We start from the raw sequence: 16,019 nt of genomic DNA, 5'->3' as shown, positions 1-16,019 counted from the left end.
GTACGCAAAGAGCAGAATTCAGCAGAAAACTTGTCAGAACGCTTGTTTTATAGTAGTATAGGATTGGAACAGATATTGTTCACCAACCCTTAAATTTATGGCGCAGTTCATGAGCCACTGGAGGTAACGAATGAAAAAATGGAAAAGGGCGGCGACTCTGCTGCTCGTATTCGTTTTATTTATCATAAGCTCCCTGACAGCATATGCGACCAGCAGCACATCCGATAAGATCGAGCAGACGGAAAAGGAAAAGAAAGATACGGAATCGGACCTGCAGGATACAAAGGACCAGATCGACGATCTGAAAAATCAGAAAGGCGGTCTGGAAGCAGATCTGAATAATCTAAACAGCGAGTTGTCCAAAGTCAACAATAGGATCGAGGAGTTAAGCGGGCAGATTACAGACAAGGAAGAGGAAATCCGAATCACCCGGGAAGAGCTGGAAGCCGCCAAACAGACGGAAGAAGAGCAGTACGAAGCCATGAAAAAGAGAATCCAGTATATGTACGAGCACAGAAATACCAGTATGCTGGAGATTCTCGTAGAGGCGGACGGCGTGGCCGATCTTCTGAACCGGGCGGATTATTACACGCAGATGGCTGCCTACGACCGGGCTATGCTGGAAAAATTCCAGCAGACCAAGGCGGATATCGCCCAAAAAGAAGCCGACCTAACGCAGGAACAGGCAGATCTGGAAAGCCTGAAAGAAGAGGCGGATCAACAGCAGAAAAAAATCAAGACACTGGTGGACAGCACTTCGAATAAGATCTCCCAATATAAAGGAATGATCACGGAGGCGGAGCAGAAAGCCGAAGCGTATGAGCAGCAGATCCGTGAGCAGGAAGGTACGCTGGACGAGCTTCGCCAAAAATACGAGCAGGAACTGGAAATAGCCCGGCGGGCCAGAGAACAGGATAAAAACAATCCGAATAACGATTATGTGATCGATCCGGGAAGCGACCTGGCTGCCCTGGCTGCGATCATCGAGTGCGAGGCCGGAGGGGAGAGCTACGAAGGAAAAATCGGAGTTGCCAACGTTGTATTAAACCGGGTGCGCAGCAGTTCTTACCCCAATACGGTCATGGCGGTCATTACGCAGCCCCGGCAGTTCACCCCGGTATCCAGCGGCCGTTTCTATATGGTGCTGGAGCGTGGAGCGGCGGGAAGCTGCATCCAGGCAGCCCAGGATGCTATGAATGGAACCAATACGGTAGGGGACGCTCTTTATTTTCGAACGGTTATCCCCGGCATTGACGGACAGATTATTGGAAATCACATTTTCTACTGATTCATTATTTTGTTGAAAAAATGTAAAACGGGAACTGGGAAGTGCCGGTCTGCACAGACCGGAAACGTCCTCTATCCTGAAACATGCTGCGGCGCGAACTGCCGGAGGGAATACCTTCGCAGTCCGCGCCGCTTTACGCTGTAAACGAATCCTCCTGCAATGGAGGAATCCACTAACCAATCAAACCATACCACAAATCGTGTAAGAGTAAAATCATCAAACACGAATTTAAAGGGTGAAACAAGAATTAACTATTACATTTTAGGGAGGCAAGGAAAAAATAACTTGACTATCGCCCAACCCGATAGTGTATGCTATAAGATACATGTAAAATTTGCAATAGATACGGGAGTAGGATGACATGAAGCTGATTTTGAATTACCTGAAAAATTATAAGAAAATATTCTTGTTAAATGTGATCTCTGTGTTCGGTTTTGCACTGGTGGAACTGGGGATTCCTACCATTGTGGCCCGGATGATCGACCGCGGCATATCGGGCCGGGATGCGGCTTATATCTGGAAGATGGGCGGAGTGATTTTGGTGATCTCCCTTGTGGGCGTGGCCGGGACGATCCTGTTGGGTTACTGCTGCGCCTATTTGTCCACTTCGGTGGTCAGAGATCTGCGAAATGATATTTTCCGAAAGACTCAGACATTTTCCCACAGCGAGTTTAACCGGTTTGGCACCTCTTCTCTGATTACCAGAACCAATAACGATGCGTTCCAGATTCAGATGTTTATGAATATTCTGCTGCGTACGGCTTTGATGACGCCGGTGATGATCGTAAGCAGTATCGTTCTGGTGCTGAAAGCCTCCCTGCGCCTTTCCATGGTGATCCTGGCAACGATTCCCCTTATTATTCTGGGAGTAATCATCGTGGCTAAAATATCGGAATCGATCAGCGAAAACCAGCAGAATTCCCTGGAGTGGATCAACCGCATTTCAAGAGAAAATCTGAGCGGAATCCGGGTAATCCGGGCATTCACAAATGATAATTACGAAAAGAAGAGATTTGATGAAGCGAATTTGTCATACATGAAGTTTTCAAAACGGCTTTTCAAACTGATGTCGGTGACTCAGCCGGTCTTTTTCCTGCTGATGAATCTGGCCGGTATGCTGATCTACTGGATTTCCAGTATTCTGATTAATCAGAATTCGCTTCAGGTCGGCCAGCTGGTCGCGTTTATGGATTATCTGTTCCACGTGATGTTTTCGATAATGCTGTTCTGCCTGGTGTTTATGATGTATCCGAAGGCTCAGGTCAGCGCCCGGCGAATTACGAAGGTCCTGAAAACCACCCCTTCCATCCCCACGCAGATTACCGAACATGGAGAGGGAACGGAAGGCGGGAATAGGGATTCCGGTGATTTAAATAAAATAGATATCAAAGAGATTCGGTTCGAACATGTTACCTTCGTCTATCCTGATGGGGAAGAAGCGGTGCTAAAGGATGTGTCTTTCGCTGTGAACAGGGGCGAGACGATTGCTTTTATAGGAAGCACCGGGTCGGGAAAAAGCACTTTGATCAATCTGGTTCCGCGGGCTTATGATGTGACGGAAGGCAGCATATTGATTAACGGTGAGGATATACGCAAGCTGCCCGCCCAGGAGCTGAGGCAGTCGATCGGTTTTATTCCCCAGAAGGCTATGCTGTTCGGAGGCACCATAGCCGAGAATATCCGCTACGGGAAAAAAGACGCGTCCATGGAAGAAGTGGCCCATGCGGCCAAAGTGGCCCATGCCTATGATTTTATCATGGAAAAAGGTGGATTTGAGGAATTGATTACGGAGAATGCCACGAATGTGTCCGGAGGTCAGAGGCAGAGATTGTCCATCGCCCGGGCGCTTGTAAGGCGGCCGGATGTCTATATCTTTGACGACTCTTTCTCCGCGCTGGATTTTAAGACGGACGCAAAGCTTCGCGGGGAGCTTAAGAAAGAGACGAAAGAAGCGATCGTTATGATCGTAGCACAGCGTATATCCAGTATTGTGGACGCTGACCGGATTGTGGTGTTGAACGAGGGCAGTGTGGTAGGAATCGGAACGCATCAGGAACTGATGAAAGGCTGCCAGATTTATCGGGAAATTGCATTATCTCAGTTAAGTGAGGAGGAATTGGCCAATGCTTAAAAAAATCAAACATATGGCTGAGAATGTCCTGAAACTCAAACCCTTCATAGCTCCGTATAAATGGAGCTTCTTAGGGGCTATGTTCATGGCGGTATTCGGCGTGGGTGCTATGACGCTGGCGCCCACGGTGGAAGGTATGATTACGACGCAGCTGGCGAAGGATACCTCCCATATATTAAAGGGGGAGCCGGGCGCGGGGGTGCATTTTGATGTGATTTTAAGAATCCTGGCGGTACTGCTGGTCATCTATCTGATCAAGACGCTGGCCCAGATTATCGGTACTTTCTGGCTGACGAACTCGATTCAAAATGCCATGCATGATATGAGAAATGAGGTTCAGAACAAGATACGCCGTCTGCCGGTACGCTATTTTGACAATCATAAATTCGGGGATATCTTAAGCCGCGTCACGAACGATGTGGAGACGGTATCCAACGCGCTTCAGCAGAGCTTTATACAGATTGTGACAGGAATTCTGACGCTGGCCCTGGCTATCACCATGATGTTTACCATTCAGCCGCTGATGGCCTGCATCTCGATTCTGATTATCCCGATCAGCCTGCTTATTACCCGGGGCGTGGTAAGCCGCAGCCAGAAGCAGTTTAAGGCGCAGCAGGATTCTATGGGAGCGTTAAATGGAACCATCACGGAATTATATGGGGGTTACAATGAAATCCTGCTGTTCGGAAGGCAGGAGGATTCGATCCGGCAGTTTGAAGAGGTCAATGATGAACTGCAGAAACATGCGTTTAAAGCACAGTTCGTATCTTCTTTGATGAATCCGCTGATTTCCCTGACGACGTACCTGTGTATTGGAAGCATCGCCGTACTTGGATGTTTTCAGGTGATATCCGGAACAATTACCGTGGGTAACCTACAGGCATTTATCCGTTATATCTGGCAGATTAACGATCCCCTGTCCCAGGTGTCCCAGCTATCGACACAGCTCCAGGCGGCCTTTGCTGCCTTAAACCGGATCTATGAGGTGCTGGAGGAGGAAGAGGAAGTGCCGGAAGCGGACCCGCCGGTTCAGCTGAGCCAGGTTAAGGGAAATGTAACATTTGATCATGTAACTTTTGGCTATGGGGATACGCCTGTGGTGCAAAATCTGGACGCCCAAATTAAAGCTGGACAGATGGTTGCTATCGTCGGCCCGACCGGAGCCGGAAAGACCACGTTAATCAACCTGCTGCTTCGGTTTTATGACGTGGAGGGCGGGAGTATTCGGATCGACGGCGTGGATATCCGGGATATGAGACGGGAAGATTTAAGATCGCTCTTTGGCATGGTGCTTCAGGATACCTGGCTGTTCTCGGGAACGATCTATGACAATATCCGCTACGGCCGGCTGGATGCCCGGAAGGATCAGGTGATCAATGCCGCCAAGCTGGCGAATGTCCATCATTTTATACGTACCCTGCCAAGAGGATATGATATGATGATCAACGAGGAGGGCAACAATATTTCCCAGGGGGAAAAGCAGCTGCTGACCATCGCCCGGGCGATTCTGAAGGACCCGAAAATCCTGATTTTGGATGAGGCTACCTCATCTGTGGATACAAGGCTTGAGAAAATGTTACAGAACGCGATGCATAAAGTGCTGGAAGGGCGCACCAGCTTCGTCATTGCCCATCGTCTGTCGACGATTAAAAATGCGGATATGATTATGGTGCTGCATGACGGTAATATCGAAGAGGTAGGGACGCATGAAGAGTTGATGAAAAAGCGGGGGTATTATGAGCAGCTGTATAACTCACAGTTTGCGGCGGCACAGGAGTAGAGGACTGTGCGGGTGCCGGTGCTGGGGGAATGGCGTAGGGTTCAAAAATCGAATTTACAAAAGGACCTTCAAAAAGAGTGGATGGACACTACGCTTTTTAAGGGAAAGTATAAAGTCGTGAGTGGTAAGAAAGTTAAGATCGATAGTTTCGGAAGCGGATATCAAACCTATACGGTTAAGTTTAATGATGAAAAGTCGGTTATGACAATTATACCGGCGGTAACCAGCGCAGATAGCAGTGAAAAATGGTATAATCTGCATTAAAGAAAAGCGATAAACAGAGCAAGTCGCCTGCGGGTATTATTCGATACAGGTGACTTGCTCTGTTATAGTTCAGATGCTACTGTAATGGACATACTGGAATGGACATGTCCCAAACCGATATGGACATGTCCCAAACTGGAATGGACATGTCCCCTTTTGACTTTTGTATTGAGGGATTGACAGCCGGCCGGCAGCGTTTTATAATTAGCTCAAACATTTGAATATTGGATGTCTTCAGGGCAGGGTGACTTTAAGTGAATCTCACTTTTAGAATTCCCGATCGGCGGTATAGTCCGCGAGCGTGTAAGCGCAGGTGCTTTCGGGCACAGGATTTGGTGAAATTCCAAAACCGACAGTATAGTCTGGATGGAAGAAGGCGTGTTGAAATATTAAGAAAAAAGCCGGCCGGCAAGGAAGCCGGAGTTTTCGCAAGCTGGAATTTTAACACCTGGAAGACAACTCTTTCAGGTGTTTTTTAATTCCATAGGGTAAGCCATAGGATAAGTATAAGTGCTCCTATAGAATTAAATATCCTACCGGCGAGAGCGGCGGAATGGAAGATGCCGCGCTCCTGTTGATTAAACTTTTTTTCAGAGGAGGACGAAAGATGAATGTGAGAACAAAGAAACTGACAACGGTGGCAATGCTGTGCGCAATTGCGTATTTGGTGATGGTGATCGGGAGGATTCCGGTCGTGCTATTCCTGAAATACGATCCCAAGGATGTTATTATTACGATGGGTGGGTTTATGTTCGGGCCAATAGCCTCACTGGCCATCTCAGTGATTGTATCCCTGGTAGAGATGTTTACGGTTAGTGACACGGGATTGATCGGATGTATTATGAATATTTTATCGTCCTGTTCTTTTGCGTGCACGGCCGCGGTGATCTATAAGAAGAAGCATACGGTGGGCGGAGCCGTAGGAGGACTGGCCGTGGGACTTGTTTTGATGACAGGAATTATGCTTCTGTGGAATTATTTCGTCACGCCGATTTATATGGGGTATCCCAGGGAAGCGGTGGCGGAATTACTGGTTCCGGCTTTTTTGCCCTTTAATCTGCTGAAAGGCGGGTTAAATGCCGCGATTACGATGCTGATCTATAAACCGTTAGTTACGGCTTTGCGAAAAGCAAGACTGATCCCGGAATCCACCGGACATTCGAGTAAGAGGTCCGGAAAGATCGGGATCGTACTGGTTTCGGGGCTGGTACTGGTCAGCTGTATACTGCTTGTACTGGTAATGAAAGGTGTGCTGTAATTATCTTTAACTGCTCAATTTGAGGATCGGAGAGTGGAGTTATAATAGCGAATACTGCCAGTCCCCGGTCCTCAGATTTTTTGTCAATTGGTCAGCAAGTTAGCGGTCAGCTTTGCGCCAATTCATATGCCCGAATCTTATCCACCTTGGGCTGAGACGCGCCTCCGTATTCGAATTCGGAACTAAGATAAATATCCAAAAGTTTCTCAATATTACGGATTCCCAGTGTAAAGGCCCCAAAACAGGCAATATTAGCGGTCAATGAAATCGCAAGCTGCTTTTTTTTGATTTTAAATGAACTGATGGGTAAGAAGCCGGAATATACCGGTGTGATCCAGGGCCGGGTACTGGTGATGATCAGTTTGCTGAAGAGGCTGTTTCCCATTACAGAAGACAGCAAGAGCGACATGCTTCCTGCCACCTCTCTGGTTATGATGCAAAAAGCGCTGTCCTATATCGATGCCCGGTTCCGGGAGGATATCTCTTTAGAGGAGGTATCCGAATGGCTGTCTGTCAGCTCCTGTTATCTTTCCCGGATGTTTTCTACGATCACAGGACAGACCTTCAAGTCATACCTGGCGCAAAATCGAATACGCGGTCAATCTCATACGCAATACGAACAGTTCTATTTTGGATATCGCGCTGGACAGTGGATTTAACAGTATCCGGACATTTAATCGATGCTTTAAAACCGTGACGGGATGCATCCCGACCACGATTCGTAAAGATAGGGAATCATAAAGGTAAAGGAAGCTGGAATACGGTATTGTTTGAGTGGCAGATCTAATTGTGATATAGTTTGATCAGAGGTTACAATTTATTGGAAGAATATGTGGATCGGAGTGCAAAAGATGAAAGGGTATCAATTAAAGGCAGTAATCAAAAAAACAAAACCTCCTATGTGGAAAAGGTTCCAGATCCCGGCAGGAATTACGTTTGCACAGTTAAGCATTGTTTTGGAAGAAATCTTGGAGCAAGACCACACAGACAGGTATGAATTCGAATTTTTTCAAGGCCATGTGCATTTGAGGGAATGGCGCGGAAAAGAAAAAGCTACTACCAAATATGATTTTGACTATAAATGTTCTGCAGATACGTTTATTGATCTGCATTTTGATAAGGAGAAATGGTTTACTTTCCGCGCAGAGGATTATGAGTTGGAATACCGGGTTACCATTGAAAAGTGCTTGGAGGATATGGAGTTTGACTTTCCGGTTATCATAAAGCAGACGGAACATTCACAGACTCAAAAATGGACGGAATTAGAGGAGCAAAATCTGAATTTGAAAAAGTTACGAACGGTAAAATACGGGGAACCGGATTACAGGAGCCATTCTGAGATAGTAAAAGAATTGGAGAAGAAAGTAACTGCGGGACTGCAGGGAAGTCACGAGGCCGTTAGCCGGGAGGAGCGTAATGAAAAATCAGCGTTTACTCTGTTGAACGAGTTTGCCCAACAATTTTCCAAGATGATTGAGAACAAAGAGATAGATATGGAAAAAATAAACATGCTCATGGGGCAAAACAGAGAATCCATACAGGAGGAAGAACCGGAATCCAGGTATCCAAAGGTTAAGGAGCAATTGCTATATTATGAAAAAAAGGATTTATGGAAAATGGCGGAAGAGTTACATCTGCTGCGGTACAAATCCCTCACGAAAGATGATCTTGCAGAAAAAATTAAAAATGAGATTCTTAGACCGTCCGTTATGAAGAATCGTATGCTTATCCTGCAAGATGAGGATATGGATGCATTCGAAGAGGCCATCCGTTCGGACTGCGGTTATTATCCGGAAGAGGCTTCTATGAAACGTCTGGAGAAGTTTTTCAATATTGGTTATCTTGTTATATATAGAGACGATTATGTGGAAGTGCCGGACGAAGTAGTTAAGATATATCAGAGAATCAACACAACCGATTTTCAGACATTGCGAAGAAAGGTCTCCTGGATGTACGAATGCCTGCGAATCACGAATTATTTTTATACGGTAGCTCCGGTTCGGATCGTATACCGTATGTATAGAAAACGCCAGGGTTATAGGGTGAGTTTTGATGAATTTCTGGAGATTTTCAAACAGGTTCCGGAGGAAAGAAATCCCTGCTTAATTTGTAGAGACAAGATAATTGATAAAGTGGCTTTTAAAAATGACTTATATCTGAATATTGAACGGAGTCAGGAGGGAAAAGAATTTTATATTCCTGATCCGGAGGAAGTCCTGGATTATGCGGAACACGGATATCCTTCACAAGATTTGCACTATCAGAAATTAAAGACGTTTTTGAGAGAGAAACTGGGAATAAAATCTGGCGATACAGAGGATTTGATGCGGCTTATATGGAATGTAACAACTTGGGGGAAGAGTATGTCATTCCTACTGGATGAACTGAAAGATTATGGCGCCGAGATCCCGGATGACGTATTCGAACAGTTCGAATCAATCATGATGGATGTGAATAACAATACCAGAATGCATATATACAGAGGTCATACTCCTCTTGAAATAGTTGGAAGTATGGCGCCTCATAAGGATGGGCAGCAGCCAGCCGTTGTGCCGATGTGCAGCATGGCGGCCGGAATGTCTAAGGAGGACGCTTCGAATGCAGATGACATAACGGTTGCATTGATGCCAAACAGAATGTCGGGAGAGGCAGCCGGGGCACACAGGAAAATATATCCCAATGACCCGTGTCCCTGCGGTAGCGGGAAAAAATACAAAAAATGCTGTGGCAGGAAGTAGTATCTGTTCAGTCTGAGGATCGGAGAGTGGAGTTATAATAGCAGATTTTATCTGTTTTCACAGTGTACAGTCTGAGTCTATTATTTTATACGGATTCAGACAAGATATGGACGATAAAAGGCGGATGCAATAGCATTAAATTGCATCCGCCTTTTTTGATCATTACGCCTATTCTTTAAAAATAACTATTTTAACAGATCCTCTTTTCTTTCTAAAATTGCCTCCACAGCCGCACAAGCCGGACAGTCACAATACTTTGCCCCAGCGGATTTTATTTCCTTCGCATGGGAGGCGACATGAGGTGCATTCTCTCCAAAGACCTGGGTTCCGGCATCCGATTCGGCAAAGCTGATTAAAGTATCAATTGGCATAATATCAGCTTCCAGCTCGCCAATATAGTTTTGGGTTTCTGAGGCTTGCATTTCCGTTCCGATAGAATTTAGCCATGCCTGAGCCGCCGCCTTGGTTTCTGCACTGCATGAAAATGCATTAATCAATTCATGTGTCTTTTCAATCGTAAATTCCAGGACATCCTGCTTCATTGTAGCTACCTCTCTTTCTGTAATTTACTTTATTTTATCATAATTATGCAGCCATAAGCAATTCAATCTTGACATCATTTTTTACGCGGTTTGGCGGTTAAGGATAAGTAAATAAATACGCCTATTAAAGCTATAAAAATCACATAGTTTTTCAAAGATTTAATATTTTGAGTGGTTTTACTATTATTTTTAACAATCATATGATTTAAATTTAATTCTGTATATTCTGCTGCATGATTATAGTTATGATAGTAAGTGAAAGTTCCATCATCCATGGAATCCTCTGTTACACGATAAGTTAAAAGAAAACTCCCAAAAATCATTGTGTGGGGCATTAATCCGTATTTTGAAGGGGAGCTTAGACTAATGCTGTTTAAATCTATCTTTGTAGGAGCTGAAGTTTCAATCAAATTTTTTACATGAGTTTTTGTTTTGGAGTATGTAGCGCCGTAGAATTCAATTATCTGAAAATATGATGCATTTCTAATGTTATTATTATAGACAATGAGATCTTCATTTAATAAATGAATCAGACTATTGGTTTTACACCAATCATAGAAGAATACTTTGGTAATCTCATGATTATCTGCATTATCTGTATTAATAAAGGATAAATTAATGAGCCGCAAATCCGGATCTATATCGTCAACTATAACATTTCTATTTTTATCAAATGTAACATTCAAAAATTGTGCGGAATCATAGATCTTATGATTATCGATTCTTTCATATATTAACTGTTTTTGATAATCGTTTAATTCGTCTATAATGTCTGTTGGAACTTCAAGATTTTCCAAATGATAATCATAATCGATGAAAGGATCAGCTTTTATTTCTAACTTATTATATATGACGGTTAAGAACAAAAAAGTAAAGTATATAAGCTTTTTCAATATTGTCCCTTCTATCTTTCTTTAAAATAATGGTACTGCTATCTATCCCCGCTTTCCGATTAGCGTCGGAAGCGGGGGAAACGTTATTGTACTATCGCAGCTCTATTTAGTGTAAGGTACTGGCCGTCTGAAACAGTGACATACTTGTCGCCCTCAAAGTTATCATTCATAACTATACTTCTAAACTGGTGTGAACTATCTGAAGAAACTTCTACATAACCGGATTTGTTGGCATGTATTTTATATTCCCCTGCCGGAAGGTCAATGCCTACTCGGAACATTCCCTCATCATAAATATCCAGATCCGATACCTGATCACTCGGGTAAGCAGTGGCTCTGTTTATAGTCAGGTACTGTCCATCCGATACTGTTATGATTGTATTGGTTTTAAAATTATCATTAACAATTATACTATCAACAGTACCAGTGGAATCAGAACACAGTTCAAAATATCCATGGGAAAAAGTCTTTATTACATATTCACCGGCAGGCATATCTACCCCAATTTTATACATTCCATCAGAATAAGACAATGATGAGGTATCGGATGAATAGTCGGAAGTTTGTTCTGAGTCATCTGACTCTGAGTCATCCTGCGCTAAGTCATCTGGCTCTGCGGAATCCGGTACTGAACCATCCTGCCCGGAGGCATCTTGTACGGAGTCCTCCAGTTCGTCATCACTACCCCTTATACTATGAATGATTTTATCATAATCTTCAAAATAGTTGTATTTTGAATTATCACTCTGAACCAGGCTGATTGAAATAAGTTTCTTATCCGTTATAAAAAATACATTTTTCCCTGTAATATTGAAGTCGGACGTTGCGGCATTGAAATCAAGAAAAACACTATCTATATTACCTAATTGGATCATACCATAATTTATCTAAAGTTATCCAAGACCCGATCTATTTGTTCCATAAATTCATCAATTGAATCAACCGGAGAACTTGAGCAGTTTAACTGCAACATGACGACACTATCACCTGTCTCAGCATAATAACACTTTAGATCGGACCTGTTCTTGCCCTCTGTCCAATATGCAGGAATAGAATATTTATAACCATAAAAGTCTAATTCCACGTTGGTTGCTTCATTGAAGTCGTTCTTGTCGGTTTTATTTGCCGATTCATTTTGAGTTGGTTTCGTAGTGTTTGTTCTTTCCGCAGTAGGCCGATTTCCGCCACAGGCTGTTAAAGCTGTAGCCAATAATAAAAGTAGACTGATTGATAAAAGTTTCTTTATCATAAAACCCCTCTTTCAAAATACGTATTTATATAACAAAACTGATGGCGTACTATTAATACAATAATTATACCATTTATTAATTATTGAAACCATAGAAATCAGAAAACTATATATTTTATATGCTGCTAGAAGCACTTATGAAATATATAGAAATAGCAATTTATCCTCAGCATAAACGCTGTTAATGGTGGGACATACACATTTACTGCGAATGGAGTTTTTAGCGTTTTTGTTCGCAATATATTATCAACTCCGGCATCATCTTCGTATTTTTTGCCAAATCAGATAAAAAAGTGATTGGCGAATAATGTGTAATGTTACTTACGATTATTATGATTCGCGAGAGACCTTGTAAATTAAGGGGAAAACTTACATTAGTATTGCAAATTTGTCCGAAGCAAGCACGACACTAAATGTGTCTTTTTGATGGATATACAAAATGTAGGACTATTAAAAATCGAACAAATGTTCTATAATAAAGACAGAACAAATGTTCTAATATAATTCTTAAGGAGGACACATAAATGTCTGATCAAAGCACTTATACACTGTTTCTTCCCGAAATCGGGGCAAACGGAAACTGGTACATCAACGGTATTGATACTGGAAAACCCTCTAAAGGCGAGAATGGCGTTACACCTCGTATCGGTGAAGACGGATTCTGGTATATCGGAGATGAGAAAACAACCGTATACGCAAAAGGTAAATCAGCGTATGAAATTGCAGTGGATTATGGATTCCAGGGGAGTATGGTTGACTGGATGGACGGCCTGAAAGGTGAGAAAGGTGATACAGGAGAACAGGGAGTTGCCGGGCCGGCGGGACCAAAGGGTGATGCTGGTGAACAGGGCTTAAAGGGAGAGAAAGGTGATCCCGGCGAGCAGGGACCTGTTGGGCCTAGAGGACCTCAGGGATTAAAAGGAGATCCCGGTGAGACAGGACCAGCAGGTCCGCAGGGGTTGAAAGGGGATAAGGGCGATGCTGGGGCTGTTGGTCCACAGGGGCTTAAAGGCGACACAGGAGCACAGGGCCCTCAGGGCGAAACTGGTGCGCAGGGTCCCAGAGGCCTGACAGGGCCGGAAGGACCACAGGGCGCAACGGGGCCGAGAGGATTGACCGGACCGGAAGGACCACAGGGACCTACCGGCGCTATGGGCCCGAAGGGAGATGTTGGCCCGAAAGGAGATCCAGGAGTGCAGGGACCGAAAGGTGACACCGGCGCGACAGGGCCACAGGGACTAAAAGGTGATAAGGGAGATCCCGGGGTGCAGGGGCCCAAAGGCGACAAGGGTGATACAGGTGAAGCTGGTCCGATGGGACCGCAGGGTTTAAAAGGAGATAAAGGAGATCAGGGAGCCGTTGGACCTCATGGCCCGAATGAGGCAAACTTGATTTATATGTCAGACAAGGAAACCACTGTAGAGCAGGCTATCAATAATGTCAATAATAATTTATTCATGGTAAGGACTACTTTACATACTACTACAACGCCTACCGTATCAACCACTTTTTCCATTGATGACTTATACAAATACCGTAAAATAGTATTTGCGGTATCAACAGGCAGCGCTACAAAATATGTGCTGTACAACTCATTTGATACAGCTTTGGCAAAGGGCTATGAAGGCAGTAATATCCAGTTAAATCAATGCCAAAATGCTGATTATCGATACTTAATCACTGCAAAGTTTACACAGACATCCATTACTTTTACCGTTGCCGGGGTAGTAGGATATACGATAAACTCTGCAACCGTTATAGGCATAGCTTAATTGTTACAATGCAATGTCAAAATCGAATTGCTGACGGAGGACGGGTGATTTGGCAACGACACCCGTTTGGCAATCGGTCTGTGGCAGGAGTTGCGCGGACTTATGGTAGATTTCATCTGCGGGCGGCGACAATCACGAGACTGCTGTAATATGTGCGATTTCCCGGCCAACACTGGCCGGAAAGTAAAAATCCTCTTGCAAATATCGAACAAATGTTCTATAATAAAAATTATCTCCACTTATATATTTTGTTGTAATTTATTAAATAAAGGTATAAAATGTAGAAAAATAAGTGGGGGAATTGGTCATGTCTTATAAAAAATACGTTCAATATCAGTATTGTCAAATTAAAAGTAGAAGGTATGAAAATGAAGAATGGGGAGAATTCAGTTTGTTTAATATGGTAGACTGGATTACTGCAATTGATGATAATAAGTTACTTAAAAAAACAATAAAAATCGGGCCAATCAAAGCTCGTATCGATTTTATTTCTTATGATAAAGAATCTGATTTATGGGGAATAAGATTTATGAGATTAAGTGATACAGACATTCCTACAAAAGTAAAAGAAAATCAGGAAGCTGAAGCTATCGAGTTAGACGATGATGAATATATCGGCTTAGACGTTAATATGCTTTATGAGAAACGCAGTGGTATATTAATGGTTCAAAAAAATAGAAATGCCTTAACAATTCAAAAAATAGAAGAAGTATTTCAAAATACGAGCAAGAATAGTATAGTTGAAATAAGCATAGATCCTATTTTAGATCTTTCGAAAGATAAAATAACTAGATCCAATTATAAATATATTAATATTTCTTTTGCAAATTTATCAGAATGGAGCAACCGTGGGAGAAATAAACATTCATTATCAAGTATAATAACTCCGATGAAGAAAATGGGAGGGTATGGTGGAAATGTGAAAATTAGCGTAGGACGTAGAAAGACCTCCTTAGAGCGGTCTGAAATAGCTGAGCTTATTTCTGAGATATGGAAACATGATAAATTTATAAAAAAAGCAGAAGTGAAAGTTGATGACGAGGAAGGTTTGGATATTATTGATCTATTTGATAATATTCATCAAGAAAAGATTGAGTATGTATTAGAAGCTAAAGAAGCGCTTGCATATGAAGAGGCTATTAAGAAAATGATTTATTGTTTTAATATGAAAAAAGGGAAGTTATATGAAGCAATTAATTTTAGTGAGGGGTGATTAGTATGGAAATCTTTAAGTATTACATAGAAAGATGTTATCCGCATATTATGTCTCTTATAGTTGTTTTTGTTTTATATAAAATGGGAATAAATTTTATTAATAACACGAATTTCAATAGTGCTCTGGATAGTGTTAATACAATTGCGGCTTTAATAATCGGATTTTTAGGTGCAATACTACCCGTTATATTAGGAATGAAGAATGAATCTAAATTTGTAAAATATGTTTTTGAAAAGGACGAGCGAAAATTGTTTTTAAAATACATTAAAATAACAATATCAGTTGGGCTAACCTTAGTTTTCATTACGGTTGTTTTGTATTTTAAAGAAGAAATTACTAATCTAAAGATAAAAAACGTTTTATTCTATTTATGGACTTATTTAGGTATCTCTTTTTTATTATGTACTTATAGGAGCTTATCAAATATGCTGAACCTTATCTTTACTGATGATAATGCTTTGAAAAATAAACTTTATAATAATGTTCAATATACGAATAAATCAGAAGCAGAAAAGAATATTGAAGAAAAATATAAGCTATAGCCAGAAGTATATCTAATTCTACAAGTTTTTCCAACTAATACTATAAATTCGACAGAGCAGCACTATATCCCTGATCCTCGGCTCCCGGCTACCAGAATCCCAATTACCCAGACATTGTCTGGGTACATGTTTCATATCTACAACCTCCCGCTGCGTCAGGCCAGCAGTACCCCGGGATTAAGCCAGTTTTTTCCGATTACAAGCGAGAGCATCGTGCTCTTTCCTTTTAACGAGTATCATCTAACAAACTTGATACTTTGAATCGAGTAAGCTAAAGTTGAAAAAAACAAGATATAGAAAAACCATCTTTACCATACTTTAAGTCGATATAAGATTGTGATGAAAT

At 42.5% G+C, this 16,019-nt stretch carries 15 protein-coding genes and 1 riboswitch; of the genes, 11 read left to right on the top strand and 4 right to left on the bottom strand.

The genetic code is table 11. The features are described from left to right. The first annotated feature begins 130 nt into the window (after nt 1–130). The 8 genes from KTH89_RS18620 to KTH89_RS18590 all read left to right on the top strand — a co-directional run bounded on the left by KTH89_RS18620 (nt 131) and on the right by KTH89_RS18590 (nt 9,459). Nucleotides 131–1,288, top strand: a complete 1,158-nt coding sequence (locus KTH89_RS18620) for a cell wall hydrolase (protein WP_238722700.1) — start codon at nt 131–133, stop codon at nt 1,286–1,288. Between the two features lie 361 nt (nt 1,289–1,649). After that, a complete protein-coding gene (locus KTH89_RS18615) occupies nt 1,650–3,419 on the top strand; it encodes an ABC transporter ATP-binding protein (RefSeq protein ID WP_238722699.1) in 1,770 nt (589 codons plus the stop codon). Further along, on the top strand, nt 3,412–5,199 hold the full coding sequence (locus KTH89_RS18610; RefSeq protein WP_238722698.1) for an ABC transporter ATP-binding protein: 1,788 nt from the start codon (nt 3,412–3,414) through the stop codon (nt 5,197–5,199). Before KTH89_RS18615 ends, KTH89_RS18610 begins: the two co-directional genes overlap by 8 nt. A gap of 6 nt (nt 5,200–5,205) precedes the next feature. Beyond that, nucleotides 5,206–5,463 (top strand): hypothetical protein, encoded by a 258-nt coding sequence (locus tag KTH89_RS18605; protein WP_238722697.1) that lies wholly within the window; start codon nt 5,206–5,208, stop codon nt 5,461–5,463. 226 nt (nt 5,464–5,689) lie between these two features. Continuing rightward, a riboswitch (FMN riboswitch) is annotated at nt 5,690–5,845 on the top strand. 225 nt (nt 5,846–6,070) lie between these two features. After that, complete coding sequence (locus KTH89_RS18600; RefSeq protein ID WP_158343059.1) at nt 6,071–6,721, top strand: ECF transporter S component; 651 nt, start codon at nt 6,071–6,073, stop codon at nt 6,719–6,721. Between the two features lie 284 nt (nt 6,722–7,005). Continuing rightward, nucleotides 7,006–7,380 carry a hypothetical protein gene (locus KTH89_RS18595; protein ID WP_238722696.1) on the top strand — a complete coding sequence of 125 codons (375 nt, stop codon included), beginning with the start codon at nt 7,006–7,008 and terminating at the stop codon, nt 7,378–7,380. Then, nucleotides 7,352–7,462, top strand: coding sequence for a hypothetical protein (locus KTH89_RS25250; protein ID WP_408639969.1), 111 nt, complete (start codon nt 7,352–7,354; stop codon nt 7,460–7,462). Before KTH89_RS18595 ends, KTH89_RS25250 begins: the two co-directional genes overlap by 29 nt. Before the next feature lie 110 nt (nt 7,463–7,572). Next, nucleotides 7,573–9,459 (top strand): SEC-C metal-binding domain-containing protein, encoded by a 1,887-nt coding sequence (locus KTH89_RS18590; RefSeq protein WP_238722695.1) that lies wholly within the window; start codon nt 7,573–7,575, stop codon nt 9,457–9,459. A 185-nt stretch (nt 9,460–9,644) separates the two neighbouring features. On the opposite strand, the gene KTH89_RS18585 is transcribed toward KTH89_RS18590, so the two are convergent. The 4 genes from KTH89_RS18585 to KTH89_RS18570 form a co-directional block, all read right to left on the bottom strand. Further along, nucleotides 9,645–10,001 carry a molecular chaperone Hsp90 gene (locus KTH89_RS18585; RefSeq protein ID WP_238722694.1) on the bottom strand — a complete coding sequence of 119 codons (357 nt, stop codon included), beginning with the start codon at nt 9,999–10,001 and terminating at the stop codon, nt 9,645–9,647. 74 nt (nt 10,002–10,075) lie between these two features. Then, the gene (locus tag KTH89_RS18580; protein ID WP_238722693.1) at nt 10,076–10,894 is read right to left on the bottom strand and encodes a hypothetical protein; all 819 of its coding nucleotides are present in this window, start codon (nt 10,892–10,894) and stop codon (nt 10,076–10,078) included. A gap of 83 nt (nt 10,895–10,977) precedes the next feature. Next, entirely contained in the window at nt 10,978–11,769 is a 792-nt protein-coding gene (locus KTH89_RS18575; protein ID WP_238722692.1) for a hypothetical protein, read from the bottom strand. 8 nt (nt 11,770–11,777) lie between these two features. Next, nucleotides 11,778–12,143 (bottom strand): hypothetical protein, encoded by a 366-nt coding sequence (locus KTH89_RS18570; protein ID WP_238722691.1) that lies wholly within the window; start codon nt 12,141–12,143, stop codon nt 11,778–11,780. 524 nt (nt 12,144–12,667) lie between these two features. Between KTH89_RS18570 and KTH89_RS18565 the strand changes: the two genes are divergently transcribed. The 3 genes from KTH89_RS18565 to KTH89_RS18555 all read left to right on the top strand — a co-directional run bounded on the left by KTH89_RS18565 (nt 12,668) and on the right by KTH89_RS18555 (nt 15,673). After that, on the top strand, nt 12,668–13,915 hold the full coding sequence (locus KTH89_RS18565; protein ID WP_238722690.1) for a collagen-like domain-containing protein: 1,248 nt from the start codon (nt 12,668–12,670) through the stop codon (nt 13,913–13,915). A 307-nt stretch (nt 13,916–14,222) separates the two neighbouring features. Beyond that, nucleotides 14,223–15,128 carry a DUF6731 family protein gene (locus KTH89_RS18560; RefSeq protein WP_238722689.1) on the top strand — a complete coding sequence of 302 codons (906 nt, stop codon included), beginning with the start codon at nt 14,223–14,225 and terminating at the stop codon, nt 15,126–15,128. A 5-nt stretch (nt 15,129–15,133) separates the two neighbouring features. Further along, nucleotides 15,134–15,673 (top strand): hypothetical protein, encoded by a 540-nt coding sequence (locus KTH89_RS18555; RefSeq protein WP_238722688.1) that lies wholly within the window; start codon nt 15,134–15,136, stop codon nt 15,671–15,673. The last annotated feature ends 346 nt before the right edge of the window (nt 15,674–16,019 follow it).

This window comes from Diplocloster agilis (assembly GCF_019042275.1).
Classification (GTDB): Bacteria; Bacillota; Clostridia; order Lachnospirales; family Lachnospiraceae; genus Diplocloster; species Diplocloster agilis.
The sequence above is the reverse complement of the archived record's forward strand: the minus strand, read 5'-3'. Positions and strand labels throughout refer to the sequence as shown.